Origin of the sequence: Variovorax sp. V116 (assembly GCF_041154435.1) — a bacterium.
GTDB lineage: Bacteria > Pseudomonadota > Gammaproteobacteria > Burkholderiales > Burkholderiaceae_C > Variovorax > Variovorax paradoxus.
In genome coordinates this window covers 1,524,365-1,550,401 of the sequence record NZ_AP028661.1, presented here as the reverse complement: position 1 = coordinate 1,550,401, position 26,037 = coordinate 1,524,365, and the positions used below count along the sequence as shown (strand labels likewise).

Sequence of the window (26,037 nt, the reverse complement as noted above, 5' to 3'; positions counted from 1 at the left end):
TCATTCGTAGCCGAACGAACGCACGCGGGCCTCGTCGTCGGCCCAACCCGAGCGCACCTTGACCCACAGTTCGAGGAACACCTTGGCGTCGGCCAGCTTTTCGAGCTCGACGCGGGTTTCCATGCCGATGCGCTTGATGCGCTCGCCCTTGTCGCCGATCACCATGGCCTTGTGGCCGTCGCGCTCCACCACGATGGTGGCGGCGATGCGCAGCAGGCGCTTCTGGCCCTTTTTCTGCGGCGGCTCTTCCTCGAACTTGTCGATGATCACGGTCGAGGTGTAGGGCAGTTCGTCGCCGGTCAGGCGGAACAGTTTTTCGCGCACCAGCTCGCCCGCGAGGAACTTCTCGCTGCGGTCGGTGAGCTCGTCCTCGGCATAGAACCAGGGCTGCTCGGGCAGGTACTTCTCGCAGATGCCGAACAGGCGCTCGACATCCTTGGCATTCTTGGCCGACATCGGCACGAACTCGGCGAAGGAGTGCTTCGCCTGCATGGTCTGCAGCCAGGGGGCGATGTCGCCGCGGCGGTGCACGTTGTCGAGCTTGTTGGCGAGCAGCACGGTCGGAATGCCCTTGCCGAGCAGCTTGAGCACCCGCTCGTCGGCCGGCGTGAAACTGCCGGCTTCCACCACGAAGAGGATCAGGTCCACGTCGCCGACCGCGCCCTGCACGGTCTTGTTGAGCGACTTGTTGAGCGCGTTGGCATGCAGGGTCTGGAAGCCCGGCGTGTCGACGAACACGAACTGCGTGGCGCCCAGCGTGCGCATGCCCGTGATGCGGTGCCGCGTGGTCTGCGCCTTGCGCGAGGTGATGCTGATCTTCTGCCCCACCAGCGCATTGAGCAGCGTCGACTTGCCCACATTGGGCTTGCCGACGATGGCGATCAGGCCGCAGTGCTGTGGGCCGCTTGCGCCCGTATCGCCCGCCGGGTCCTGGGATTCTGCTGCTGAATTGATAGCGTCGTTCATTCTGATTTCACGCGGCCCCGCGTGCCTTGAGCCGGATCAACATGGCCGCCGCGGCAGCCTGCTCGCCGGCGCGCCGCGAACCACCGATGCCGCGTTCGCGCAGGCCCAGCTCCGGCACCTCGCACTCGACATCGAAGGTCTGCTTGTGCGCTGCGCCGAGCGTGGCCGCCACGCGGTACACCGGCAGCTTCATTTTGTGACCCTGCAGCCATTCCTGCAATTCGGTCTTCGGATCCTTGGCCACCGCGTCCATGCGCGGATTGATCTCGACCGATTCGTAGAGCCGCCGCACCAGCGCCTCGGCGGCCGAAAAGCCGGCATCGAGGTAGACCGCGCCGATCAGCGCCTCGAGCGCGTCGGCCAGGATCGAGGGCCGGTTGGGCCCGCCGGAGCGCGCCTCGCCCTCGCCGAGCCGCAGCAGCGGCGACAGCTGCAGCTCCAGCGCCAGGCGATGCAGGGTGTCCTGCTTGACCAGGTTGGCCCGCACGCGCGACAGGTCGCCCTCGGGCAGGGCCGAGAGGCGGGTGTAGAGCAGGTGCGAGACCGCGAGGTTGAGCACCGAGTCGCCGAGAAATTCGAGGCGCTCGTTGTGGTCGGCCGAAAAACTGCGGTGCGTGAGCGCGAGCTGGAGCAGCCGCGTGTCGGAGAACGAATGCTTGAGGCGCTCCTGCAGCGCCGTGAGGCCGCCGTCCACCTTGCGTGTCGCCGCGTTCAGCGGGTCTGGCCCTTGTACTTGAGCACCAGGAAGGCCGGGCCGAACAAGGGAATCTCGCGCTCGTAGGCATACGAGACGACCACCTTGTCGCCGACCTTCTTGATGTCGAGGTCCTTGCCCGAGACCGACTGGAAGTCGTCGATGGCCTGGGCCCGGTCGAAGATCGCGCGCACTTCGGGCACGGTGGTGCCTTCCTTGGCCTTGTTGGCGGCCTTGTCGATGGCCTGCCATTCGATCAGCGTCGGGATGACCTGCGCGACGACGACGCCGACGCAACCCAGCACCACGGCGACGAACACCAGACCGATGAACGAGATGCCGCGCTGGTGCGCGGCCCTGCTGCGGATGGACCGATTTGTTCTCATGCCCTCTTACCCCTCGAACAATGCTGACTGCTTATTGGAATGGACCGATGCGACCCAGGTCGCCGAAGTTCATCCAGACGAAGAACGCCCTGCCCACGATGTTCTTGTCCGGAACGAAGCCCCAGAAACGCGAGTCCGCCGAATTATCGCGGTTGTCGCCCATCATGAAGTAGTTGCCGGCCGGCACCTTGCAGACCACGCCTTCGACGGAGTAGCGGCAGTTCTCGCGGTACGGGAAGTCGCTGGCACCCTGGACGAAAGCCGGACCGGCATCGTCGTTGAGCAGCCTGTGCTGCTTGCCGCCGAGGTCTTCGTTGAACTGCCGGAGCAGGCGCATCGACTCGCTGTCGAGATAGTCGGGCATCGGGGTCTTGGAGACCGGCTGGCCGTTGATGGTGAGCTTCTTGTTCAGGTAGGCCACTTCGTCGCCCGGGATGCCGACCACGCGCTTGATGTAGTCCATGCTCGGCTTGGGCGGATAGCGGAACACCACCACGTCGCCGCGCGCCAGCGGCGTGCCGTCGGTGATCTTGGTGTTGATGACCGGCAGGCGCAGGCCGTAGGTGAACTTGTTCACCAGGATCAGGTCGCCCGTGAGCAGCGTCGGCATCATCGAACCCGACGGAATCTTGAAGGGCTCGTACAGGAACGAGCGCAGCAGGAACACCACCAGGATCACCGGGAACAGCCCCGCGGTCCAGTCGAGCCACCAGGGCTGCATCAGCAGGCGCTCGCTGGCCTTGGCGTCGACGGTGTCGACCTGCGTGATGCCCTGGCCGGCCAGGCGCGCGTTGCGCTCGCTCAGCGAGGCCTCGAGCGTCGCGGCGGCGCGCTCGCGCCGGGGCAGGAAGTAGAAGCGCTCGGCCAGCCAGTACAGGCCGGTGACCACCGTCGCCAGGAACAGCAGGAGCGCGAAATTGCCCTCGATGGCACCAAAGTACCAGGCACCGACATAGCCGGCAAAGGCCGCGAGGACCAGGGAAGTGATGAATGCCATTTTTTGAGATCAGTCTTCGACTTGCAGAATCGCGAGGAAGGCCTCTTGCGGGACCTCGACGGAGCCGATCTGCTTCATTCTTTTCTTGCCCGCCTTCTGCTTCTCGAGCAGCTTCTTCTTGCGGGTGATGTCGCCGCCGTAGCACTTGGCAAGAACGTTCTTGCGCAGCGCCTTGATTGTCTCACGCGCAATGATGTTGACCCCGATGGCGGCCTGGATCGCCACGTCGAACATCTGGCGCGAAATGATCTCGCGCATCTTCGAGACCACCGCCCGGCCGCGGTACTGCGACTGGCTGCGGTGCACGATGATCGACAGCGCATCGACCTTCTCGCCGTTCAGCAGGATGTCGACCTTGACCACGTCGGACGCGCGATATTCCTTGAACTCGTAGTCCATCGAGGCATAGCCGCGGCTCACCGACTTGAGCTTGTCGAAGAAGTCGAGCACGATTTCGCCGAGCGGCATCTCGTAGGTCAGCATGACCTGGCGGCCGTGGTAGGCCATGTTCATCTGCACGCCGCGCTTCTGGTTGGCCAGCGTCATCACCGCACCGACGTATTCCTGCGGCATGTAGAGGTGAACGGTGACGATCGGCTCGCGAATCTCGCTCATCTTGCCGACGTCGGGCATCTTGGACGGGTTCTCGACCATGATGACTTCGCCGTCGTTGCGCACCACCTGGTAGACCACGCTTGGCGCGGTCGTGATCAGGTCCTGGTCGAATTCGCGCTCCAGCCGCTCCTGCACGATCTCCATGTGCAGCAGGCCCAGAAAGCCGCAGCGGAAGCCGAAGCCCAGCGCCTGGCTCACCTCGGGTTCGTAGCGCAGCGACGAATCGTTGAGCTTGAGCTTTTCGAGCGCGTCGCGCAGCGAGTCGTACTCGCTGGCCTCGGTCGGATAGAGGCCGGCAAACACCTGCGGCTGGATTTCCTTGAAGCCCGGCAGCGCCTCGGTCGCGGTGGCGGCCGCGCCGCCCGTGCCCGGCTTGATCAGCGTCACGGTGTCGCCGACCTTGGCGGCCTGCAGCTCCTTGATGCCCGCGATGATGTAGCCCACCTCGCCGGCCTCGAGCGATGCGCGCGGTTCGTTGGCCGGCGTGAAGACGCCGATGTTGTCCGCGTTGTACATGGCGCCGGACGCCATCATCTTGATGCGCTCGCCCTTCACCAGGCGGCCGTCCACCACGCGCACCAGCATGACCACGCCCACGTAGGGATCGAACCAGCTGTCGACGATCATCGCGCGCAGCGGGCCGTCGGGATTGCCGCGCGGCGCGGGCATCTTGTGCACGATGGCTTCGAGGATCTCGTCGATGCCCAGGCCCGTCTTGGCGGAACACGGAATCGCATCGGTCGCGTCGATGCCGATCACGTCCTCGATCTCGCTGCGTGCATTGTCGGGGTCCGCGTTGGGCAGATCCATCTTGTTGAGCACCGGCACCACCTCGACGCCGAGGTCGAGCGCGGTGTAGCAGTTGGCCACGGTCTGCGCTTCGACGCCCTGCGATGCATCGACCACGAGCAGCGCGCCTTCGCACGCCGACAGCGAGCGGCTCACTTCATAAGAGAAGTCGACGTGGCCCGGCGTGTCGATCAGATTGAGGTTGTAGACCTGCCCATCGAGTGCCTTGTAGTGCAGCGCGGCGGTCTGCGCCTTGATGGTTATCCCACGCTCTTTTTCGATGTCCATCGAGTCGAGCACCTGCGCTTCCATCTCGCGTTCCGCGAGGCCGCCGCAACGCTGGATCAAACGGTCCGCGAGCGTCGACTTGCCGTGGTCGATGTGCGCAATGATCGAAAAATTTCTGATGTGATTCATCAACGGGAACGCTTAAGTACTTGAATTGGCTCGTGCGCAGAGTGCGACAGGCAAGAAAAAAGGGCGCGTCTTCTGGAGACGCGCCCTGAACCAACAAGCAATGGCAACTGCAGTAGTTGGAACTTCATTGTAGGCAAAAAGGGAGGCACGTACATCCGGGGACAGGGTCAAAACGGGTCGTTGCAGGTCCACAACATCAAAGATATAAACAACTTATCCACAAGATCGGTGGAGCACTCCATGAACAACTTGTGGGCGATCTGTGGAGCGCCGGTGGACTGCTGTCTGACATCTCGCATGGTGGAGGAAAGCTCTCCCCTTATGCGCGGACCCGCCGCCCAATGGCTTCTATTCTACCGAAAATCGTCCTAAGCCTCTTAGAAAGTTAGTGAACGCAAACAAATCTGGGCCGCTTTTGGCCCGGAATTTTTTTTGAAACCGGGCGCTCCAGCGTCGCAAACACCTCAAAAAATAGGCCCCAAACCCGAGTGACGGGTGGGGCCACTTGACGGAAAGGCCGGATCAGCGTGCGGGGCGGATCAGGGCGTACTGGGCCCATTCGCCGCGGCGGAACAGCACGCTCAGGGGCTTGCCCTTGTCGGCCTTGGCGACCGCGGTCTCGAACTCCTTGACGCTCGAGACCTCGATATTGCCCACGGCCAGGATCACGTCCCCTTCGCGCAGCCCGGCCCGCGCAGCCCCATCGCTTGCCGCCTCGATGCGCACGCCGCCGCGCATCTTGAGCTCCTTCTTCTGCGCGTCGGTCAGATCGCTCACCACGAGGCCGAGCGCCTTGCCGGCCGCCGACGGCTTGGCCTGCGGCTCCTCGCGCTCGGGCTGGCGCTTGCTGGACGGCTTGGCTTCCGGATCGCCCTCGGCCACGGTGACCGAGAGCTCGCGCGTGCTGCCGTTGCGGAACACCGTCAGCGTGTTCCTGGCGCCGGGCTTGGTGCTGGCCACCGAGCGCGACAGGTCGCTGGGGGTCTCGATGAGCTTGTCGCCGTACTTGGTGATGATGTCGCCCTCGCGCACGCCGGCCTTGTCGGCCGCCGAACCCGGCACCACGCTGCTCACGAGCGCACCGCGCGCCTTGCCCAAGCCGATGGATTCGGCCACGTCCTTGGAGACCGAGCCGATGGTCACGCCGATCAGCCCGCGCGAAACGCGGCCGGTGGCGCGCAGCTGGTCGCTGACGCGGATCGCCTCGTCGATCGGGATCGAGAACGAGATGCCCATGTAGCCGCCCGAGCGCGAATAGATCTGGCTGTTGATGCCCACCACTTCGCCGCGCAGGTTGATCAGCGGGCCGCCCGAGTTGCCGGGGTTGATGGCCACGTCGGTCTGGATCAGGGGCACCAGGTCGCCGGTATCGCGCTGCTTCGCGCTCACGATGCCGGCGGTCACGGTGTTCTCCAGGCCGAAGGGCGAACCGATGGCCATGACCCATTCGCCGACGCGCAGCTTCGAGATGTCGCCGATCTTCACCACCGGCAGGCTGGTCGCCTCGATCTTGACCACGGCAACGTCGCTGCGCTTGTCGGCACCGATCAGCTTGGCCTTGAATTCGCGCTTGTCGGTCAGCGTGACGAGGATTTCGGAGGCATCCTCGATCACGTGGGCATTGGTCATGACGTAGCCGTCGGCCGACAGGATGAAGCCCGAGCCCACGCCGCGCGGACGCTCTTCCTCCTGCGGCTGCTGCGGCCGGTTCGGGCGCGGGCCCGGACGCGGGTTGCCCGGCAGCGGCTGCCCGAAGAAGCGGCGGAAGAACTCCTGCATCTCCTCGTCCATTTCGCCGCTGCCGCCGCCCGAGGTCACTTTCTCGACCGTGCGGATACCGACCACGGCCGGCCCCACCTGCTCCACCAGATCGGCGAAATCGGGCAGTCCGCGCGCCTGCGGCGTCTGCGCCATGGCCGGCGCGGCCGGCACGAACGCCACGGCAGCCGAGCAGGCCATGCCGAAGGCGAAGAGATAGGAACGAAGCTTGTGTCCCTCGACTTTGAACATCATCGGTTTTCTTTCAAAAGAACAGAGCGGCCAAAAGAAGAAGAGCTATGAGTCGGTGATATCGACTTGGTTCAGCGCCATCCGCAGCGCAAGCGCAGCGGGTCAGCGCGTGCGCGCCAGGCTTTGAGCGAACGCATTGAGCGTCTGCTGCGGCACCTCGCCCACCGCGGTCAGCCACCAGTCGCTCGCCGGCTCGGGCAATCGCCGGCGAATCGCGTTGGTGGCCCCGATCGTCAGTACGCCATCGCGCGGCGCACGCTTTTCATCGTAACGCTCGATGAAAAGCGACACCGAGGCCAGGCCATCGGAGAAGGTCCACTGGACGGTGCGGTCCTGCCCCGCCTTGCTGTCGCTGCCGGCCGGACGCCGGTAGAAGCTGCGCGGCTTGAAGCCGGCCACCGGGGCCTTGAGCACCCAGCCTTCGTCCTGCGCGCTGGTGCGTTCGAGCTCCAGCTTTTCGACGCGGTAGCCGCTGGTGTTGCTCATCATCTGCGCGAGCGCCTGCGCCTTGATCGGTGCGTCGAGCTGCAATTCGGAAAACGCCGATTGCTCCACCACGCGCGATTCGGCGTCCACGGTCTGCAGCTTCACCACGAGGCCGGAGCGGCGTTCGCTCCAGATGCGGTAGCCGAAGCGCAGCCCGTCGTGCGGCACCAGCTGCACCACGTCGGCATCGAAGCCCGCCACGCGGTCCTTGCCGACGGCGCGAACGTCGTAGAAATCGCCGATCGACGAATCGGGCTTGTCGGGCAGATTGGGGAACAGGTCGAGGTTCTCGCGCTTCTCGACCTTCACGACCTTCGCCTCGGGCAGGAAGGTCATTACATGGTGGTTGCGCCTGAACGTGGAGCGCGGCGGCCCCGACAGCGCCTCAATGCGCTCGATCTGCAGGTCGCCGTCGCGCACATGCCAGATGCGCGCGCTCGACAGGTCGCCGCCCGCGGCCGACACCACGAAGGTGCCGATGTAATTGCGCTGCCGCGCCCCGGTGTGCATGCGCTGCAGCCATTCGACGACGCTCATCGGGGGCGGCGCATCGCCCGCCTGGGCCGAGGCCGTCCCCTTGGCGTTCGCCAGTCCGGGCCGGGTCTGCGCGGCCGCGATCTGCGCAAAACAAAAAGCAGCGAACACCAGCGCGAACGCGCGTGCGGAGATCGGCATCTGAACGGTCATTGGAGAGAGACGGGCGCGGCTCAGCGCGCAGGGCCTTCGAAGGTCGCGTTGCGCAGGAAGCCCGAAGGCATTTGCGATGCGCCACCGGCTTGCTGGTGCGCTTCGAGCAATTGGTCGAGCCGCGGATCGCGCAGCATGACCTGCGGGCTGCCGTTGCCGACCATCACGCGGGTTGGCGTGAGCGCGGCGGTGGGCGGAAGCTGGCTGTTGGCGGCCGCGGCGGCCAGCACGGAATTGGCGGCCGGCTGCGGCTGCGCTGCTGCGATCTGGGCTCCCGGCGAAGGCACGCCGATGCCGTTCCCGACCAGGGTCCAGCTGATCGCGGCAACCGCCACCAGCGACGCCGCGCCGGCCACCAGCTTCCAGCGGAACACCGGCTCATTGGCTGCCTCGGCCCTTCGGCGCGCCGTCAGCACCGCGGGTTCAGCGGCCGGCACCCGTGCCGGCGCCGCAATGGCGGGCTCCGCGGCCAGGCGCTGCTGGAAGCGGGCCAGGAATGCGTTGCTGTCGCTGCAGGGCGAATGGGCACCCGAGCGCAGGATGTCGCCCACCAGGTGATAGGCGCGCCAGGCACCGCGCGCGTCTTCTTCCGCGCAGACGGCGTCGATGGCCCGCGCGAACTCCTCGCCATGCAAATGACCGTCCGCCAATGCGGACACCTGTTCACGAACCGTCATCGTCTGATTCATTTCATTCACCTGCTTACCTACCAACGCTTGCCGGACTGGTTGTCCAGCAGCGGTTTGACCCTGGCCGAAATGGCCTCACGCGCCCGGAAAATACGCGAGCGCACCGTGCCGATAGGGCAATCCATGACCTCGGCGATCTCTTCGTAACTCATGCCCTCGATCTCCCGCAGGGTGACCGCCTGGCGCAATTCGGGCGGCAATGCTTCCATGGCCGCCTCGACCACTTGGGCGATCTCGTTTGCTGCCAGGACTGATTCGGGGGTTTCGTCGCTGATTGGTTCGTTTCCGGGGCGGTAAGTTTCATCGTCCTCGTCAGAAGACGGCCGCAGGGCGCTTTCGGAGATGGTCGGGTCGCGCTTCATGTCGACCAGCGCCTTCTTGGCGGTGTTGACCGCAATCCGGTAGAGCCAGGTGTAGAACTGGGCGTCGCCGCGGAACTGGTGCAGCGCGCGGTAGGCCCGGATGAAGGTTTCCTGGGCGATGTCCTCGACCAGGTCGACGTCGCGCACCATGCGCCCGATCAGGCGCTCGATCCGGCGCTGGTACTTGATGACCAGCAGTTCGAAGGCCTTCTGGTCGCCCGCGACCGTGCGCTGGACCAGCTGAAGGTCGACCTCGCCCGGGCGCGGCGCCTCGGCGGACCCATCGGGCAAGCCGGAGTCCGGTGGCACTGGCGGGGGAGAAGTTGTCATCGGGGAGATTCAGGGCGCATCGGCAGGCGCGGTTGCTCGCCACGGCTCGCCCGCAGGCGAGGCGGACGGGGCGCGCGAATATACCGCACGGCGTACATCGCGCCAGCGCTCGGGCATGGCGCGCTGTTCGATCCATATCCATCGCCCGGCGCGGCCCGGCTGGGTCAGGCGGACCAGCAGCAGCGATTGCAGGTCGAGCGCCACGGCGGCGCGCGCCGCATGAACGGCCCGGCCATGATCGGCGCCCGTCAGGCTCCAGCACAGGCCGTCGAAGTGCAGCACCGCGGCACCGTCGCTTCGCAGCCCGAGTCCGGCCGCAACGCCGGAAAACAGCACGCTCAGGACCAGCAGCAGCTGGCGCCAGCCAACGCTATCGATCAAAAAGCACGAGAGACCTGCGCAGCAGGCGCCCAGGGCCCAGGTGGCAATCAGGATCCGGGTCGCACCGCGCGAGCGCCCCACCGGATAGGTCACCGAGGGTGCGCTGTACATGGAAGAGCAAGATTCAAACGCGCTTGAACACCAGCGTGCCGTTGGTGCCGCCGAAGCCGAAGTTGTTCTTGACCGCGACATCGATCTTCAGATCGCGCGCCTGATTGGCGCAATAGTCGAGGTCGCACTCCGGGTCCTGGTTGAAGATGTTGATGGTCGGCGGGCTCTTCTGGTGATGCAGCGCGAGCACCGTGAACACCGATTCGATGCCGCCGGCGCCGCCCAGCAGGTGGCCGGTCATCGACTTGGTCGAGTTGACGACGAGCTTCTTCGCGTGATCGCCGAAAGCCAGCTTGACCGCATTGGTCTCGTTAACGTCGCCGATCTGCGTGGAGGTGCCGTGCGCATTCAGGTACTGGACCTCGTCGGGGTTGACGCCCGCATTGGCCAACGCCATGGCCATCGAACGGCGCGGGCCGTCGACGTCGGGCGCGGTCATGTGATATGCGTCACCGGTCATGCCAAAGCCCGAGACTTCCGCATAGATCTTGGCGCCGCGCGCCTTGGCGTGTTCGTACTCTTCGAGCACCAGCACGCCAGAGCCCTCGCCCAGCACGAAGCCGTCGCGGTCCTTGTCCCACGGACGCGAGGCCGTGGCGGGATCATCGTTGCGGGTGCTCAGCGCGCGGGGCGCGGTGAAGCCACCGATGCCGAGCGGAGAAATGGTCGACTCGGCGCCGCCCGCGATCATGACGTCGGCGTCGCCGTATTCGATCATGCGCGCCGACGTGCCGATGGCGTGCAGGCCCGTGGTGCACGCGGTCACGACGGCGATGTTCGGGCCCTTGAAGCCGTACTTGATCGAGACGTGGCCCGAGATCATATTGATGATGGAAGCCGGCACGAAGAACGGCGAGATGCGGCGTGGGCCGCGACTCGCGTATTCGCCGTGCGTCTCTTCGATCATCGGCAGGCCGCCGATGCCCGAGCCGATGTTGCAGCCGATGCGCACGGCTTCTTCATAGGACAGCGCTTCGCCGGTCGGCAATCCGCTGTCCTGCACCGCCTGGATGGCGGCGGCAAGCCCCAGATGAATGAAGCGGTCCATGTGGCGCGCTTCCTTCTCCGAGATGTATTGGGTGATGTCGAAACCCTTGACCTCACCGGCGAACTTGCAGGCGAAGGCGCTTGCATCGAACGCGGTGATGTTCGCAATGCCCGACTTCCCGGCCAGCAGATTGGCCCAGGATTCGGCTGCGGTGTTTCCGACAGGAGCGATGCAACCGAGTCCGGTCACGACGACGCGGCGTTTGGTCATGCCGGCAAACCTTTCTGGAAGCGCTGAACAGCTGCCGAGCGGCGCGGGCGGTTGAAAAAAGGGCCGCCGGCCGTCGTTGCAGTGTCAGCTGGCCGATCAGGCCTTTTGATTCTTGGTGGCGTAGTCGACGGCGTTTTGCACCGTGGTGATCTTCTCGGCGTCTTCGTCGGGAATTTCGATGCCGAATTCGTCTTCGAGTGCCATCACCAGTTCGACCGTGTCGAGCGAGTCTGCACCGAGGTCGGCCACGAAGGCCTTCTCGTTGGTTACTTGGGACTCTTCCACGCCGAGCTGCTCGGCGATGATTTTCTTGACACGTGCTTCGATATCGCTCATTTGGTTCCCTCTGAGGGTTGTAGGTAACAGTGGATTTTAGCCGGGCGCATTGTGGCATTTGCCGTGCGCCCGGTACGGGAAAAGATTGCGCCTTGCGGCTACATGTGCATGCCGCCGTTGACGTGCAGTTCCTGCCCCGTCACGTAGGACGCCTGGGGCGACGCGAGATAGGCCACGGCATGCGCGATGTCAGCCGGCTTGCCCAGGTGGCCCAGCGGGATCTGCTGCAGCAGCGCCTGCTGCTGCGCCTCGGGCAGGCTGGCCGTCATGTCGGTTTCGATGAAGCCCGGCGCCACGCAGTTGACCGTGATGCTGCGGCTGCCCAGCTCGCGCGCCAGTGCGCGGGTCATGCCCGCCACGCCGGCCTTGGCTGCCGCGTAGTTGGCCTGGCCGGCATTGCCGGACGCCCCCACCACGCTCGTGATGCTGATGATGCGGCCGTAGCGCTGCTTCATCATCGGGCGGATCACCGCGCGCGAGAGGCGGAAGACGGCCTTGAGATTGGTGTCGAGCACCGCGTCCCAGTCGTCGTCCTTCATGCGCATGGCGAGCGTGTCGCGCGTGATGCCGGCGTTGTTGACCAGCACGTGGATCGCGCCGTAGGCCTTCACGATCTCGTCGATCAGCGCCTCGACCGCGACGGCGTCGTTCACGTCGAGCGCACGCCCGCGGCCGTCGAAGGCGCTGAGCGCCGAAGTGATCTTGGCGGCGCTGTCGTCGGTGGTGCCGGTGCCGACCACTTTGAGGCCGCGCTGCGCGAGCTCGAGCGCGATGGCCGCGCCGATGCCGCGCGATGCGCCGGTGACCAGGGCGACCTGCCCTTCGAATTTGGGAATGCTCATAAAAGAAGTGTCTGGGCCCGCACCGTTCAGCCGGCGAGCGATTGTCGGGTGTCCGCGAGCGTTGCCGGGTCGTACACCGACGCGGCTTCCAGCTCGGGGGCGATGCGCTTGACCATGCCGGCCAGCACCTTGCCCGGCCCGCACTCGATGATGGAGGCTACGCCGCGCAGTTTCAAGGCCTGCACGCTTTCGACCCAGCGAACCGGGCCGGCGGCCTGGCGCACCAGGGCGTCGCGGATGCGCGCGGGATCGGTCTCGACCGCCACGTCGATGTTGTTCAGCACCGGAATCTGCGGGGGCGCCAATGTGAGGGTGGCGAGCTTTTCGCGCAGCGCCTCGGCGGCCGGCTTCATCAGGCTCGAATGGAATGGCGCCGACACCGGCAGCAGCAGCGCGCGCTTGGCCCCGCCGGCCTTGAGCAGCTCGCAGGCCTTGTCGACGGCTGCCTTGCTGCCGGCGATCACGGTCTGCATCGGATCGTTGAAATTCACCGCCTCGACGATCTCGGCGCTGCCTGCACCGAAGGACGCCGTGGCTTCCGCGCAGCCCGCCACCACCTTGGCGGCTTCCATGCCCAGCACCGCCGCCATGGCGCCCACGCCGACCGGCACGGCCTGCTGCATGGCCCGCGCGCGAAAACGCACCAGCGGCGCGGCCTGCGCGAGCGTCAGCACGCCGGACGCAACCAGCGCCGAATATTCACCGAGCGAATGTCCCGCCACCACCGACGGGGTGGGCCCGCCTTCGGCCAGCCAGGCGCGCCACGCGGCGACGCCAGCCACAAGCATCACCGGCTGGGTGTTGGTGGTCAGCGCCAGTTCTTCCTTCGGGCCGTTCTTGATCAGCCCGCCGATGTCTTCGCCCAGTGCTTCGGAGGCTTCGCGCAGGGTTTCGGCCACGGCCGGGTGATCGCCCCACGCATCGAGCATGCCGACGGCCTGGGAGCCCTGGCCCGGGAAGACAAAAGCAAAGGATTTCATTTTTATCAAAAGCGTCGTGTCGCATCGCAGCCCGAAGGGGCATTGCCATGCACTACAGATTCAATAGCACCGCGCCCCAGGTGAAGCCGCCGCCCACGCCTTCCAGCATGACGGTTTCGCCCTTCTTCACCTTGCCGGACCGCACGGCCTCGTCGAGCGCCAGCGGAATCGAGGCGGCCGAGGTGTTGCCATGCTCGTTGACGGTGACGATGAGTTTTTCGCGCGGAAGCTTCAGCTTCTTGGCCGTGCCTTCCATGATGCGGATGTTGGCCTGGTGCGGAATGAGCCAGTCGATGTCGGCCTCGGTCTTGCCCGCCTTTGCGAGCGTGGCACGCGCGGCGTCCTCGAGCACGCGCACCGCGAGCTTGAACACGGCCTGTCCGTCCATGTGCAGCAGCGGCGTGCCCAGCACGTTGCCGCCGGAGACGTGGCCCGGCACGCAAAGGATGCCGACGTGCTTGCCGTCCGCATGCAGGTCGCTCGCCAGGATGCCCGGCTCCTCGCTGGCCTCGAGCACCACGGCGCCGGCGCCGTCGCCGAACAGCACGCAGGTGGTGCGGTCGTTGAAATCGAGGATGCGCGAGAACACTTCGGCGCCCACCACCAGCGCGCAGCGCGCGGTGCCGGTGCGGATCATCGCGTCGGCCACGGTCAGCGCATAGACGAAGCCGCTGCAGACCGCCTGGACGTCGAAAGCCGGGCAGCCGGCCACGCCGAGCTTGTTCTGGAGAATGGCCGCCGACGACGGAAACACCATGTCCGGCGTCGAGGTCGCGACGATGATCAGGTCGATGTCTTCGGCCTTGCGGCCCGCGGCTTCGAGTGCGTGCCTCGCGGCCTCGAGGGCGAGATCGCTGCTCGTGACCTCGGGCGCCGCGAAGTGCCGCGCGTGGATGCCGGTGCGCTCGACGATCCACTGGTCCGAGGTTTCGATGCCGCGCGTTGCCAATTCCTTGGCAAGGTCGTCATTGGTCACCCGGCGCGGCGGCAGGTAGCTGCCGGTGCCGGTGATGCGTGAATAAGAGCTCATCAAACGTGAAGGGCCGTCGCGTCGGCTGGCACCGCGGGCTCCTGCCGCGCGAGCAATGGCGCGGCGTGAGCGATGCGGGCCCGCACGCGATCGAGCAGGTTGTTGCGAGCGGCATCATAAGCGCGATCCAGCGCATGCCCGAAAGCCACTTCGTCAGCCGAGCCATGGCTCTTGAAAACCAGGCCGCGCAGGCCCAGCAGCGCCGCTCCGTTGTAGCGACGGTGATCGAGCCGGTTTTTAAACGCTTTTAGAACCGGATAGGCAACAATTGCTGCGGCCTTCGTGAAAATGCTCCGCGAGAATTCGACGCGAATGAACTCGCCGATCATCGAGGCCACGCCTTCGCTGGCCTTCAGTGCCACATTTCCGACAAAACCGTCACATACGACGATATCTGTCGTGCCCTTGAAAATATCGTTACCTTCGACGTTGCCGTAGAAGTTCAGATCCTTCGAGTTGGCAGCCGTACGCAGCAGTTGGCTGGCCTTTTTGATTGTTTCGCTGCCCTTGATGGCTTCTTCGCCGATGTTGAGCAGGCCGACCGAAGGCGCCTCGTTGCCCGTGAGCGCCGATACCAGCGCGGAACCGAGCACCGCGAACTGGAGCAGGTCTTCCGCGTCGCAGTCGACGTTGGCACCCAGGTCGAGCACCGTGGTGGCGCCGCCCTTGGCGTTTGGAAGCTGGGGCGCGATGGCGGGGCGGTCGATGCCTTCGAGCGTCTTGAGCAGGTAGCGGGCAATGGCCATGAGGGCGCCCGTGTTGCCGGCCGAGATGGCCGCCTGGGCGGCGCCATCCTTGACCTGCTGGATCGCGATGCGCATCGAAGAATCCTTCTTCTTGCGCAGGGCGATTTCGATCGGGTCATCCATGCCCACCACTTCGCTGGCCGCGACGATGCGGGCACGCGGATGCGCAGCAAAGCCCGCCAGCGCCGCCGGCGCACCAACCAGCAGCAACGAGGCTTCGCTGTGCCGCTCGAGGAACGCGCGGCAGGCCGCAAGCGTGACGCGCGGCCCATGATCGCCTCCCATGCAATCCACGGCGAGCGTGATTGCGGAAGGCGCAGCAGTGGATTCGGGGGAAGAAGGCGTAGCCATCAAAACAAAGGCCCGACGCTACGGCAAAAGTAGCTTCGGGCCTCGGCCTTGGGATGCGAGATCAGGCTTCGGACTTGTTCTTGAGCACCTGGCGGCCACGGTAGAAACCGTTGGGGCTGATGTGGTGGCGCAGGTGCGTTTCGCCAGTGGTCGGCTCAACGGCAATGCCGGGCACGACCAGCGCATTGTGGGAACGGTGCATGCCGCGCTTGGAAGGCGACTTCTTGTTTTGCTGGACGGCCATGATGGCTCCTGGACTGTTAGGTGAGTGATTGGATGCGCTCTCTTGCGGTGGCAATCCAGGGGCATGCATGGAATGCCCTTACCTGTCTTGCTGCTCACGGCGGCGCGCGCGAAGCCCATGATTATAGCCCAGGTGCCGAGAAAGGGCTACTTGCCCTCTTCCGGCTTGCGCGAACGCAACGCCCCGAGCACCGCGAAAGGGTTCGGCTTGGCCTCTTCGGCCGCCTGGAAGTCGTCGTCGCTGGACGAGAGCCGCACCGGGACCGGGCAGACCTCGTGCACGGGCATGACGGGAATCTCCATCAGGAGTTCGTCTTCGATCAGGGTGGGCAGGTCGAAGTCCCGGCTCACGACGAGCAGGTCTTCCTCGGATTCCTCGTCTTCGGCTTCCGCCGTCGCCTCGTCGGCGACGAAACGGAACCAGCGGTCCACCACCAATGGCGTCTCCACAGGCGTCAGGCAGCGCTGGCAGGTCAGCGGCACGGTCGCGTCGGCTTCCAGATGGAGCCAGGGCACGGCTTTGCCATCGGCGCCCGGGCGCTCTTCGCCGGTCGCCGTCCAGCGGACCACGGCATCGGGCGCCGGGGCCGCCAGTTCGGCGGCAAGGCGCACACAGTTGGGCACCGGGTCGGTGGCGCCAAGGGTGGCGGCAGCGGCGGCAAAGCCGGCCACGTCGAGCCGTTGGGGGGCAAATTCTCTCTTCATCCACGCCAGTCTAGCGCGCCGGCCGCTTCACCGCCCCAAAGGCATGCCTGAGGGTTTTGCGCGGCTCCCGCACAATCTGGCCCATGCAACGCCCCTTGATCCTCGCCTCGACCTCGCGCTACCGGCGCGAACTGCTGAACCGCCTGCACCTGCCCTTCGATGTACAACCGCCTGAAGTCGACGAAACGGCGCTGGACGGTGAAACGCCGCGCGAGCTGGCCGAGCGGCTGGCGCTCGAAAAGGCCCGCGCCGTGGCCGCCCGCTTTCCCGAAGCCGTGGTCATCGGCTCGGACCAGGTGGCCGAGCTGGCGGGCGAGGCGCTCGGCAAGCCCGGCGACCACGCGCGCGCCACGGCCCAGCTGCGCCGGATGCGCGGCCAGACGCTGGTGTTCCAGACCGCGGTGGCCGTCGTCTGCGAGGCCACCGGTTTCGTCCAGCGCGACCTGGCGCCGGTGCGGGTGGTGTTCCGCGAACTCAGCGACGCGGCCATCGAGCAGTACCTGCAGGCCGAGCAGCCCTACGATTGCGCAGGCAGCGCGAAGAGCGAGGGCCTCGGCATCGCCCTGCTGAGCGCGATCGACAGCGACGACCCGACGGCCCTGGTCGGCCTGCCCTTGATCCGCACCTGCCGGATGCTGCGCGCCGCGGGGGTCGAACTCCTGTGACGCACGGCAAGCTCTACCTCGTTCCCGCGCCGCTCGACTTCGGCTGCGACACCCAGGCGCCGCTGCAGGACGCCCTGCCCCTGGGCACGATCCAGGCCGCTGCCGGGATCACCCACTGGATCTGCGAGAACGCCAAGTCGGCCCGCGCCTACCTGAAGCGGATCGATGCCGTCGCGCCGCTGGCGGCGCCGCTGCAGGCGCAGGACATCCGCGAACTGCCGCGCGAGGTGCACAAGAAGGGCGACCACGCCGGCCAGTTCGACGCCCGGCCGCTGCTGGCCGCCGCGCTCGAAGGCCACGACATCGGCCTGCTGAGCGAGGCCGGCATGCCGGCGGTGGCCGATCCCGGCTCCTCGGTGGCGCGCGCCGCGCACGACCTGGGCATTGCCGTGGTGCCGCTCACCGGCCCCGTCTCGCTGCTGCTGGCACTGGCCGCAAGCGGCCTCAACGGGCAGAACTTCGCCTTCGTCGGCTACCTGCCGCAGGACGCCGGCGAGCGCCAGGTGCGCATCCGCGAGCTCGAGGCGCTGGCGCTCAAGACAGGCCAGACGCAGCTGTTCATCGAGACGCCCTATCGCAACGCGGCGCTGCTGCAGGCGCTGGTGCAGACGCTGCAGCACAACACCCGGCTCGCGGTGGCGCGCGGCCTCACGCTCGCCAGCGCCCACGTGCGCAGCGAAACCGTGAAATCCTGGCGCGCCAAGGCGCAGCCGGGCACATTGGACGAACGCCTGCCTGCCGTGTTCGCGATCGGGCGTTGACGATGGGAGTGACCGCCGGCACGCGCTGGGCCTCGCGTGCGCAATTCTTTTCGTCCGGATTCATCTTTGCGACCTGGGGCGTCCACGTTCCGACGGTCAAGGCGCACTACGGCATCGACGAGGCCGAGCTCGGGCTGGCGCTGCTCGCGGCCGGCGCCGGCGCGATGTTCGGGCTGACCAGCGCCGGCCGCTGGATCGGCCGCCACGGCCCGCGGCGCATGGCTGCGCTCTGCGGCTCTATCTACGCCCTGCTGCTCGCCGGCCTGATCGCGATGCCGGGCTATCCTTTTCTTTTGGCGTTGCTGGCGGCCTTCGGCCTTGTGACCAGCGTGTTCGACGTGGCCATCAACACCGAGGCGGCGCAGCTCGAGCTGCGCGGCGGCAAGCCCCTGATGAGCGGCATGCACGGCATGTTCAGCCTGGGCGGCATGGCCGGCGCCGCGAGCGGCAGCGCAGCGCTGGCAGCCGGGCTCGGCGCACAGGCGCATCTGCTCTGGGTGGCGGCGGCGATGGTGCTGGTGGTTGCCTGCTCCTCGATGCACATGCTGCCCAAGCCGCCCGTTGCGAGCGATGCGGCCCCGGCAGACCATCGCTTCCGGCTGCCCCGCGGCACGCTGGCGGTGCTTGGCGTGCTCGCCGCGCTGGGCCTGATTGCCGAGGGCGCCATCTACGACTGGAGCGTGCTCTACATGCAGCAGGAACTCGGCAGTCCGCAAAAGCAGGCCGCGCTGGCCTACGCGAGCTTCTCCGCCGCCATGGCGGCCGCGCGCTTCGGCGGCGACGCCCTGCGCGCGCGCTTCTCGCCGACGGCGCTGCTGCGCGGCAGCGGCATTCTTGCGGCGGCGGCCATGGCGCTGGTGCTGCTGACCGACCTGCCCTGGCTCGCGCTGGTCGGCTTCGCGGGCGTCGGCATCGGTTTTGCGAACGTGGTGCCGATCCTGTTCGGCGCCTCGGCGCGCGTGCCCGGCGTCGAGCCCGCCATCGGCATTGCCGCCGTCTCGGCCGTGGCCTACCTGGGTTTCATGGCCGGCCCGGCGGTGATCGGGCTGCTCGCGCGGGCCAGTTCGCTGACGGCCGCGCTCTATGTGGTCGTGGTGTTTGCCGCGGCGCTGGCGGCGTCGGCCCGCTTCACGGGCGACGAGAGCCGCCGCGCCTGAGACGCCTCGCCGCCGCCGGCCTCAGCGCAGCGCCGGCGTGGCGGACTGCAGCGAGCGCACGGTGGCCGCGCCCATGGCCGCGCCGAATTTCTTCGCGAGCTTCTCGGCCACGTTGTCGCGCCGGGTGTAGTCGGTGACCTCTTCGGCCTTGATGACTTCACGCGCCACGAAGTCGACATTGCCCAGCTGGTCGGCCAGGCCGAACTCGACGGCCTGTTCGCCGCTCCAGAAGAGGCCGCTGAAAAGGCCCGGGGTGTCGAGCTTGAGCCGGTCGCCGCGACCGTTCTTCACCACGTTGATGAACTGCGTGTGGATCTGGTTCAGCATGGCCTGCGCATGGGCGCGCTGCGCATCGCTCATGGGGCTGAACGGGTCGAGGAAGCCCTTGTTCTCGCCGGCCGTCAGCAGCCGGCGCTCGACGCCGACCTTTTCCATCACGCCGGTGAAGCCGAAGCCGTCCATCAGCACGCCGATGCTGCCGACGATGCTGGCCTTGTCGACGAAGATCTTGTCGGTGGCAGCGGCAATGTAGTAGGCGGCCGAGGCGCAGGTTTCCTCGACCACCGCGTAGATCGGCTTCTTGTGCTTGGCCTTCAGGCGCTTGATCTCGTCGCTGATGATGCCCGCCTGCACGGGGCTTCCGCCCGGCGAATTGATCAGCAGCACGATGCCCTTGGCGCCCTCGTCCTCGAACGCGGTCTTCATGGCCGCGACCACGAATTCCGCGCTGGCGTCGCCGCCGTTGGCGATCTCGCCCTTGATCTCGACCACTGCCGTGTGGGCCGTGGTCTTGGCGGTGCTCGGCGTGCTGCGCGACATCGCGAGCCAGACCAGGAAGATGAAGAAGGCGAGCCACGACAGGCGCGTGAAGGTCTTCCAGCGGCGCGCCGCCTTTTGTTCGTTGAGCGAGGCGAAGGCGAGTTTCTCGAGCGTTGCGCGCTCCCATCCGGGACGCTGCGTGGGGTCTTTGGCCATGTTTCTCGGCGCGCCCTGCGAGGACGCAATGGGGGTGGCCGGCTCAAAAGGATCAAAACCTTCGGGTTCCGTGCGGTTCGGGTCGGTCATTGTCAAAAGCTCAGGGGATGGAGGTTCCAGGCAGTATGCCAGTGCACCACGCCGTCACGTTCGCTGAGGGCGATCTTCACGAGCCCGCCGCGGCACGGGCCGCCGGCGCATTCGCCGGTGTCCGGCCGGTAGACCGCACCATGGGTGGCGCACAGCAGCCACTGGCCGCTGTCGTCGAAGAAGCGGTCGGGCTGGAAATCCAGTTCCATCGCCACGTGGCTGCACCGGTTGAGATAGGCATGCGGCTGCCCCTCGAAGCGCACCGCGAAGGCCCGGCAGGTTTCGCCGCCGTAGACCACGTCGAAGGGAACGGCCCGGCTGCCTTCGACCAGGTCCGAGGCATTGCACAGGGGAATGCGCTGTTCTTCGCTCATGCCGCGATTTTCAGGCGTTCTCCAGAAGCCATGCCTCCAGGCTGGCCACCGAGTGGGCGACGAACAGCGGCTTCAGTTCATCGAAGCTCTCGGGCTCGTGCGCGCCGTAGCTCACGCCCACGCTCGGGCAGCCGGCATTGAGCGCCAGCTGCAGGTCGTGCGTGGTGTCGCCGATCATCAGGGTGCGTTCGGGCAGCACCTCGAGTTCTTCCATGAGTTCCAGCAGCATGCGCGGATGCGGCTTGCCGAAGGTCTCGTCGGCGGTGCGCGAGGCGTCGAAGCGGTCGCGCAGCGCGACCGACTTCAGCGCCTCGTTCAGGCCGCGGCGCGACTTGCCCGTGGCCACCGCAAGCTTGTGGCCGCGCGCGCGCAGCGCATCGATCATCTGCAGCACGCCGTCGAACAGCACGAGGTCGTCCTGGTGCTGCAGATAGTGGTAGCGGTAACGGGCGCCGAGCTCGGCGTATTTTTCCTTCGGCACGTCGGGCGCGGCGCGCGCAAGAGCCTCGGCCAGGCCCAGGCCGATCACCCATGCGGCATCGTTCTCGCTCGGCTTGGCGCCGCCGACGTCGATCACCGCCGCCTGGATGCAGCGCACGATGAGCCGTGTGGAGTCGTAGAGCGTGCCGTCCCAATCGAAGGCGATCAGGTCGAAGCGCAGGGGTCTGGAGGAATCAGTCATTGGCCGTGGGAGTGGGATGTTGGGCGAGCGCTTCGATCGCCTGGGGCGGCATCAACGCATGCAGTTCAGGGGGCAGGCCGGCCTGCAGCGCCACGCGCTCGCCGGTGGCGGGGTGGTTGAACTGCAGCCGCCAGGCATGCAGGAACATGCGCTTGAGGCCGAGCTTTTGCAACACGCGCTGGCGCTCGAAGTCGCCGTACTTGTCGTCGCCCGCAATCGCATGGCCGGCCGATGCAAGGTGCACGCGGATCTGGTGGGTGCGGCCGGTCTTGATGGTGACCGCCAGCAGCGACAGCGGCGCGGCGTCACCCGGCAGCGTGAGCCGCGCCAGCACGCGCACCAGCGTCACGGCCCGCATGGCATCGGGATGGTCCTTGGCGACCACCCGCACGCGGCGCTCGCCGGCGCTCGCGCCGTCACCCGGCAGCAGGTACTTGGCGAGCGGCGCATCGAGCACCTTCTTGTTGGCGGGCCAGGCGCCCTCGACCAGCGCAAGGTAGGTCTTGCCGGTCTCGCGTTCGCGGAACTGGTCCTGCAGCGCCACCAGCGCGCTGCGCTTCTTGGCCACCAGCAGGATGCCCGAGGTCTCGCGGTCGAGCCGGTGCACCAGCTCCAGGAACTTGGCGCCCGGGCGCGCCGTGCGCAATTGCTCGATCACGCCAAAGCTCACGCCGCTGCCGCCATGCACGGCCACGCCGGCGGGCTTGTCGATGGCCAGCACCGCGTCGTCCTCCAGCAGCACCGGGAATTCGCGCGCCGGCGCGGGCGGCGTGGCGCCCTCTTCGGCGCGCGGCGATATCCGGATGGGAGGCAGCCGCAGCACGTCGCCGGCCTCGATGCGGGTCTCGGCCTGCGCCCGCCCCTTGTTGATGCGCACCTCGCCCGAGCGGATGATCCGGTAGACATGCGTCTTGGGCACGCCCTTCAGATGGCGAAACAGGAAGTTGTCGAGCCGCTGGCCCGCGGATTCCGCATCGACGGTGATGAACTTGATGGCCGCATGCGGCGCGCCGGCCTCCGCCGCAGCCTTTTGGACTGCGGGGCCTGGAACTGCGGGATTTGGAGCGGCCGCGGGGCCTTGCTTCGCACCTATAATGTTTTTCACCAGCGCGGTCGTGTAAGTGCTTGATTAGACAGAAGTTTAGATCACTGCAGTCAAACGCCCAGGACCATGCTGCGAGGTCGATGCCGCTTTGGCGCCGAACCTGCAAACCCCGCGCAATTGCGCAAAGTGGCAGGCGTGGCGCCCAAGTCAAGCCGACACCCACGAAACACCGATACGGAATACCCAGCCTGCAGCTTCCAAGCTGCCGGCGGATCGAAGCGAGTCCCTTGTGTTGATGCTGCTGATTCAAATGTGCCTGCGCTGGCCCACCTGGCTTCTGCCAGCGGCCTCAGGCATTGAGTCATCCGCACCGCGCGCCACCATTGCGCAACCAGCTATCAATAAGATAGCTGCTCAACACCGAACCTGGCTCGCGCCCATCCACGCGCCCCCACCCCGGCTGTCTTCCTGAGCTGACGCTCAAGAGGCCTGTCCGCGCTCGGCGCGGCAGCGACAACATCCGGGGCCAAGCGGCAATTCCCCTCGTTTCGCGGGCGTCGTCCGTGCATCGTTGGCCCGTCATGGGCCTGTAGAACGATACATATAAGGACAACGCATCATGAAGCGGATGCTGATCAATGCCACGCAGGCCGAAGAACGCCGCCTGGCCATCGTCGACGGGCAAAAGCTCCTCGACTACGAAATCGAGATCGAAGGGCGCGAACAGCGCAAGGGCAACATCTACAAGGCCGTCGTCACGCGCGTCGAGCCTTCGCTCGAAGCCTGTTTCGTCGACTACGGCGAAGACCGCCACGGCTTCCTGCCGTTCAAGGAAATCTCCAAGCAATACTTCGCCGAAGGCGTTTCCGCCAACCAGGCGCGCATCCAGGACGTCATCAAGGAAGGCCAGGAACTGGTCGTCCAGGTCGAGAAGGAAGAACGCGGCAACAAGGGCGCGGCCCTCACCACCTTCATTTCGCTGGCCGGGCGCTATGTGGTGCTGATGCCCAACAACCCGCGCGGCGGCGGCGTGAGCCGGCGCATCGAGGGCGACGACCGTGCCGAACTCAAGGAGGCGATGGACCAGCTCGAGTACCCCAAGGGCATGAGCATCATCGCGCGCACCGCCGGCATCGGCCGCTCGGCGCCCGAACTCCAGTGGGACCTGAACTACCTGCTCAAGCTGTGGAGCGCCATCGACGGCGCGGCCAAGGGCGGCAAGGGCGCCTTCCTGATCTACCAGGAATCCTCGCTCGTCATCCGCGCGATCCGTGACTACTTCAATCACGACATCGGCGACATCCTGATCGACACCGACGACATCTACGAGCAGGCGCAGCAGTTCATGGCGCACGTCATGCCCGAGCATGCCGCCCGCGTGAAGCGCTACCGCGACGACGCCGCGCTGTTCAGCCGCTTCCAGATCGAGCACCAGATCGAATCGGCCTATGCGCGCACCGTGCAGCTGCCCTCGGGCGGCGCCATCGTGATCGACCACACCGAGGCGCTGGTCTCGGTCGACGTGAACTCGGCCCGCGCCATCAAGGGCGGCGACATCGAGGAAACGGCCACCCGCACCAACCTCGAAGCCGCCGACGAAGTGGCCCGCCAGATGCGCCTGCGCGACCTGGGCGGCCTGATCGTCATCGACTTCATCGACATGGACGAGTCGAAGAACCGCCGCGAAGTCGAAAGCCGCCTGCGCGACGCGCTGCGCCAAGACCGCGCCCGCGTGCAGTTCGGCTCGATCAGCAAGTTCGGCCTGATGGAAATGAGCCGCCAGCGCCTGAAGCCGGCGCTCAGCGAAGGCTCGTCGATCCCCTGCCCGCGCTGCGGCGGCTCGGGCCACATCCGCGACACCGAATCGAGCGCGCTGCAGATCCTGCGCATCATCCAGGAGGAGTGCCTGAAGGACAACACGGCCGCCGTGCACGTGCAGGTGCCGGTCGAGGTGGCCTCGTTCCTGCTGAACGAAAAGCGCCCCGAGATCGCCAAGATCGAGCTCAAGCAGCGCGTCACCGTGCTGATGGTGCCCAACAAGACGCTCGAAACGCCGAACTACAAGCTCGAGCGCCTGAAGCACGACGACCCGCGTCTGGACCACATCGAAGCCAGCTACAAGATGGCCGACGAGATCGAGGACCCGACCTCGGTCACGCGCCGCTCGCAGGAGCCCACCAACAAGCAGACGCCGGTCATCAAGGGCGTGCTGCCCGATGCGCCCGCGCCCGTGGTGCCGCCCCGGCCCGAACCGGTGCGCGCGCCGGCCGCCGTGGCCCCGGCACCGGTCGCGCCGCCCGTCGCGAGCGCACCGGCACCGGCCGAGACCGGCTTCTTCGCCCGCATCAAGAGCTGGTTCGGCGGCACGCCGGCACCGGCACCCGCACCGGCCGTGATCCCGGTCGAGCCTCCGAAGCCCACGCGACGTGACGGCGGCCGCCCGGGCCGCGACGGCGAAGCGCGCGGCGCCCGCGATGGCGAACAGCGCCGCGGTGGCCGCGGCGGCGAAGGCCGCGGTGAAAACGGCAGCCGCTCCGGTGGCCGCGACGGCGAACGCCGCGGCGGCCGCGGTGGCGAGCGCCGCGAAGGACGCGGCAGCGAGATCCGCAGCGAAGCAGCCGCCCAGCCGCGCGAACAACGCGAGCCCCGTGAACAGCGCGAACCGCGCGAGCTCCGCGAACCTCGCGAGCCCCGTGAAGCACGCGGCCCGCGCGACGGCGAACAGCGCCGCGGTGGCCGCGGCGAGCGCCGCGAAGGCGAAGGCCGCGAGGCACGGCCGGCATCGGCCGAGCCGATCGACGGCAGCCTCGAAGCCCAGCAGCTGGCATCGGGCGCACCCGCCGGCGATGAAGGCAATGCGCCGGCAGAACGCGCGCCCCGCGGCCGCGGCGAACGCCGGGACCGTGGCGAACGCGGTGAACGGACCGAACGCGGCGAGCGCAATGGCACCGATGCACCGCGCGATGCCTCCGGCGGCGACAACGTGGCCGCGCAGGACGGCACGCAGGCCGAACGCACCCCGCGCGGTGGCCGCGAAGAGCGCGCGCCGCGAGGCGAGCGCAGCGATGGCCGCCGCGAGCGCCGCAGCGAAGGCCAGCCGCGTTTCGCCAACGGCGAAGCGGCACCGGCCAATCTCGACGAAGCCGACATCCGCATCGCCGAGGCCGCCGAAATGGCACCCGCCAATGAAGGCGAAGCCAGCAGCGGCGAGCAGCAGGCACCGCGCCGCGAAGGCGAAGAGCGCCGCGGCCGTTCGCGCGACCGCTACGGCCGCGACCGCCGCGAGCGCGGTCCGCGCGACGACAGCGAAGCCAGCGTGGCCGGCGCATCGGCCGACAACGCCGAGGCGGGCGAAGCACCGGCACGCCAGCAGCCCCAGCCGCCGGCAACGGCCGAACGCGCCGCAGTGCGCGAAGAAGAAGCACGCGAACCGGCACCACGGAGCTACTTCGATCGCCCGGCCGCAGCCGCTCCCGCAGCTCCCGCAGCCACGGTCGCTGCAGTCGCGGCGGCGCCTGTCGCCGTCGAGAGCAGCAGCAGCAAGCCCGCGGCTGCAGCCAACGGCCGTGCACTTCCGAAGGTGCAACCCTTCGAGCTGCCGCTGAGCGAACTCGCGCAGATCGCCGAGAGCTCGGGCCTGCAGTGGGTGAACTCGGATGCCGAGCGCATTGCACAGGCCCGCGCAGCGATCGCGGCCGAGCCGAAGCCGGTGCACGTGCCGCGCGAGCGCCCGCCTGCGATCGTGCTCGACGACGGTCCGCTGGTGCTGGTTGAAACCCGCCGCGAACTCGGCGCGATGACGCTGCCGTTCGAAAAGGCACCTTCCGATGCGCAAGGCGTGAACTGAAGAAGAAGCCCGGGCCCGAGGGCCCGGCGG

Annotated in this window: 26 protein-coding genes; 4 read left to right on the top strand and 22 right to left on the bottom strand. The window is 67.0% G+C overall.

The window, feature by feature from the left end:
• The 18 genes from era to ACAM58_RS07110 form a co-directional block, all read right to left on the bottom strand.
• The gene (gene era, locus ACAM58_RS07195) at window positions 1-966 is read right to left on the bottom strand and encodes a GTPase Era (RefSeq protein ID WP_012746548.1); all 966 of its coding nucleotides are present in this window, start codon (window positions 964-966) and stop codon (window positions 1-3) included.
• 7 nt (window positions 967-973) lie between these two features.
• Complete coding sequence (gene rnc, locus ACAM58_RS07190) at window positions 974-1,660, bottom strand: ribonuclease III (RefSeq protein WP_012746547.1); 687 nt, start codon at window positions 1,658-1,660, stop codon at window positions 974-976.
• A 17-nt stretch (window positions 1,661-1,677) separates the two neighbouring features.
• Window positions 1,678-2,046, bottom strand: coding sequence for a DUF4845 domain-containing protein (locus ACAM58_RS07185; protein ID WP_012746546.1), 369 nt, complete (start codon window positions 2,044-2,046; stop codon window positions 1,678-1,680).
• Window positions 2,047-2,077: 31 nt separating this feature from the next.
• Window positions 2,078-3,043 carry a signal peptidase I gene (gene lepB, locus ACAM58_RS07180; RefSeq protein ID WP_062362771.1) on the bottom strand — a complete coding sequence of 322 codons (966 nt, stop codon included), beginning with the start codon at window positions 3,041-3,043 and terminating at the stop codon, window positions 2,078-2,080.
• Between the two features lie 9 nt (window positions 3,044-3,052).
• Window positions 3,053-4,864, bottom strand: a complete 1,812-nt coding sequence (gene lepA / locus ACAM58_RS07175) for a translation elongation factor 4 (RefSeq protein WP_012746544.1) — start codon at window positions 4,862-4,864, stop codon at window positions 3,053-3,055.
• Between the two features lie 522 nt (window positions 4,865-5,386).
• The gene (locus ACAM58_RS07170; protein WP_012746543.1) at window positions 5,387-6,877 is read right to left on the bottom strand and encodes a DegQ family serine endoprotease; all 1,491 of its coding nucleotides are present in this window, start codon (window positions 6,875-6,877) and stop codon (window positions 5,387-5,389) included.
• Window positions 6,878-6,976: 99 nt separating this feature from the next.
• Window positions 6,977-8,035 carry a MucB/RseB C-terminal domain-containing protein gene (locus tag ACAM58_RS07165; protein WP_230537722.1) on the bottom strand — a complete coding sequence of 353 codons (1,059 nt, stop codon included), beginning with the start codon at window positions 8,033-8,035 and terminating at the stop codon, window positions 6,977-6,979.
• Between the two features lie 32 nt (window positions 8,036-8,067).
• Entirely contained in the window at window positions 8,068-8,736 is a 669-nt protein-coding gene (locus ACAM58_RS07160) for a sigma-E factor negative regulatory protein (RefSeq protein ID WP_062362774.1), read from the bottom strand.
• A 17-nt stretch (window positions 8,737-8,753) separates the two neighbouring features.
• Window positions 8,754-9,428: an RNA polymerase sigma factor RpoE gene (rpoE, locus tag ACAM58_RS07155; protein WP_012746540.1), complete on the bottom strand. Its 675-nt coding sequence runs from the start codon at window positions 9,426-9,428 to the stop codon at window positions 8,754-8,756.
• Window positions 9,429-9,437: 9 nt separating this feature from the next.
• Window positions 9,438-9,920 carry a hypothetical protein gene (locus tag ACAM58_RS07150; RefSeq protein WP_012746539.1) on the bottom strand — a complete coding sequence of 161 codons (483 nt, stop codon included), beginning with the start codon at window positions 9,918-9,920 and terminating at the stop codon, window positions 9,438-9,440.
• 13 nt (window positions 9,921-9,933) lie between these two features.
• The gene (gene fabF / locus ACAM58_RS07145) at window positions 9,934-11,178 is read right to left on the bottom strand and encodes a beta-ketoacyl-ACP synthase II (protein ID WP_012746538.1); all 1,245 of its coding nucleotides are present in this window, start codon (window positions 11,176-11,178) and stop codon (window positions 9,934-9,936) included.
• A 96-nt stretch (window positions 11,179-11,274) separates the two neighbouring features.
• Window positions 11,275-11,514, bottom strand: coding sequence for an acyl carrier protein (gene acpP / locus ACAM58_RS07140; protein WP_007830471.1), 240 nt, complete (start codon window positions 11,512-11,514; stop codon window positions 11,275-11,277).
• A gap of 98 nt (window positions 11,515-11,612) precedes the next feature.
• On the bottom strand, window positions 11,613-12,356 hold the full coding sequence (fabG, locus tag ACAM58_RS07135; protein ID WP_062362777.1) for a 3-oxoacyl-ACP reductase FabG: 744 nt from the start codon (window positions 12,354-12,356) through the stop codon (window positions 11,613-11,615).
• A gap of 26 nt (window positions 12,357-12,382) precedes the next feature.
• Entirely contained in the window at window positions 12,383-13,336 is a 954-nt protein-coding gene (gene fabD, locus ACAM58_RS07130) for an ACP S-malonyltransferase (RefSeq protein ID WP_062362779.1), read from the bottom strand.
• Window positions 13,337-13,388: 52 nt separating this feature from the next.
• Window positions 13,389-14,366 carry a beta-ketoacyl-ACP synthase III gene (locus tag ACAM58_RS07125; protein ID WP_012746535.1) on the bottom strand — a complete coding sequence of 326 codons (978 nt, stop codon included), beginning with the start codon at window positions 14,364-14,366 and terminating at the stop codon, window positions 13,389-13,391.
• On the bottom strand, window positions 14,366-15,463 hold the full coding sequence (plsX, locus tag ACAM58_RS07120; RefSeq protein WP_080642485.1) for a phosphate acyltransferase PlsX: 1,098 nt from the start codon (window positions 15,461-15,463) through the stop codon (window positions 14,366-14,368). The genes ACAM58_RS07125 and plsX overlap by 1 nt, the downstream gene beginning before the upstream one ends.
• A gap of 61 nt (window positions 15,464-15,524) precedes the next feature.
• Window positions 15,525-15,707, bottom strand: a complete 183-nt coding sequence (gene rpmF, locus ACAM58_RS07115) for a 50S ribosomal protein L32 (protein WP_007830466.1) — start codon at window positions 15,705-15,707, stop codon at window positions 15,525-15,527.
• A gap of 146 nt (window positions 15,708-15,853) precedes the next feature.
• Entirely contained in the window at window positions 15,854-16,411 is a 558-nt protein-coding gene (locus tag ACAM58_RS07110; RefSeq protein ID WP_062362782.1) for a DUF177 domain-containing protein, read from the bottom strand.
• A gap of 83 nt (window positions 16,412-16,494) precedes the next feature.
• On the opposite strand from ACAM58_RS07110, the gene ACAM58_RS07105 reads away from it, so the two are divergent.
• From ACAM58_RS07105 to ACAM58_RS07095, 3 genes are read left to right on the top strand one after another with little or no spacing between them, the layout of a single operon-like run.
• A complete protein-coding gene (locus ACAM58_RS07105) occupies window positions 16,495-17,076 on the top strand; it encodes a nucleoside triphosphate pyrophosphatase (protein WP_018903247.1) in 582 nt (193 codons plus the stop codon).
• A complete protein-coding gene (locus ACAM58_RS07100) occupies window positions 17,073-17,837 on the top strand; it encodes an SAM-dependent methyltransferase (RefSeq protein ID WP_018903246.1) in 765 nt (254 codons plus the stop codon). Before ACAM58_RS07105 ends, ACAM58_RS07100 begins: the two co-directional genes overlap by 4 nt.
• 2 nt (window positions 17,838-17,839) lie before the next feature.
• The gene (locus ACAM58_RS07095) at window positions 17,840-18,994 is read left to right on the top strand and encodes an MFS transporter (RefSeq protein ID WP_062362785.1); all 1,155 of its coding nucleotides are present in this window, start codon (window positions 17,840-17,842) and stop codon (window positions 18,992-18,994) included.
• Between the two features lie 21 nt (window positions 18,995-19,015).
• Here ACAM58_RS07095 and ACAM58_RS07090 read toward each other — a convergent pair whose 3' ends face one another.
• From ACAM58_RS07090 to ACAM58_RS07075, 4 genes are read right to left on the bottom strand one after another with little or no spacing between them, the layout of a single operon-like run.
• On the bottom strand, window positions 19,016-20,059 hold the full coding sequence (locus ACAM58_RS07090) for a S49 family peptidase (protein ID WP_012746529.1): 1,044 nt from the start codon (window positions 20,057-20,059) through the stop codon (window positions 19,016-19,018).
• Window positions 20,060-20,061: 2 nt separating this feature from the next.
• The gene (locus tag ACAM58_RS07085; protein WP_012746528.1) at window positions 20,062-20,433 is read right to left on the bottom strand and encodes a Rieske 2Fe-2S domain-containing protein; all 372 of its coding nucleotides are present in this window, start codon (window positions 20,431-20,433) and stop codon (window positions 20,062-20,064) included.
• Window positions 20,434-20,443: 10 nt separating this feature from the next.
• Window positions 20,444-21,115 carry an HAD family hydrolase gene (locus ACAM58_RS07080; RefSeq protein ID WP_062362788.1) on the bottom strand — a complete coding sequence of 224 codons (672 nt, stop codon included), beginning with the start codon at window positions 21,113-21,115 and terminating at the stop codon, window positions 20,444-20,446.
• Window positions 21,108-22,220: an RluA family pseudouridine synthase gene (locus ACAM58_RS07075; RefSeq protein ID WP_369664281.1), complete on the bottom strand. Its 1,113-nt coding sequence runs from the start codon at window positions 22,218-22,220 to the stop codon at window positions 21,108-21,110. The genes ACAM58_RS07080 and ACAM58_RS07075 overlap by 8 nt, the downstream gene beginning before the upstream one ends.
• Window positions 22,221-22,779: 559 nt before the next feature.
• On the opposite strand from ACAM58_RS07075, the gene ACAM58_RS07070 reads away from it, so the two are divergent.
• Window positions 22,780-26,007, top strand: coding sequence for an Rne/Rng family ribonuclease (locus ACAM58_RS07070; RefSeq protein WP_062362790.1), 3,228 nt, complete (start codon window positions 22,780-22,782; stop codon window positions 26,005-26,007).
• The last annotated feature ends 30 nt before the right edge of the window (window positions 26,008-26,037 follow it).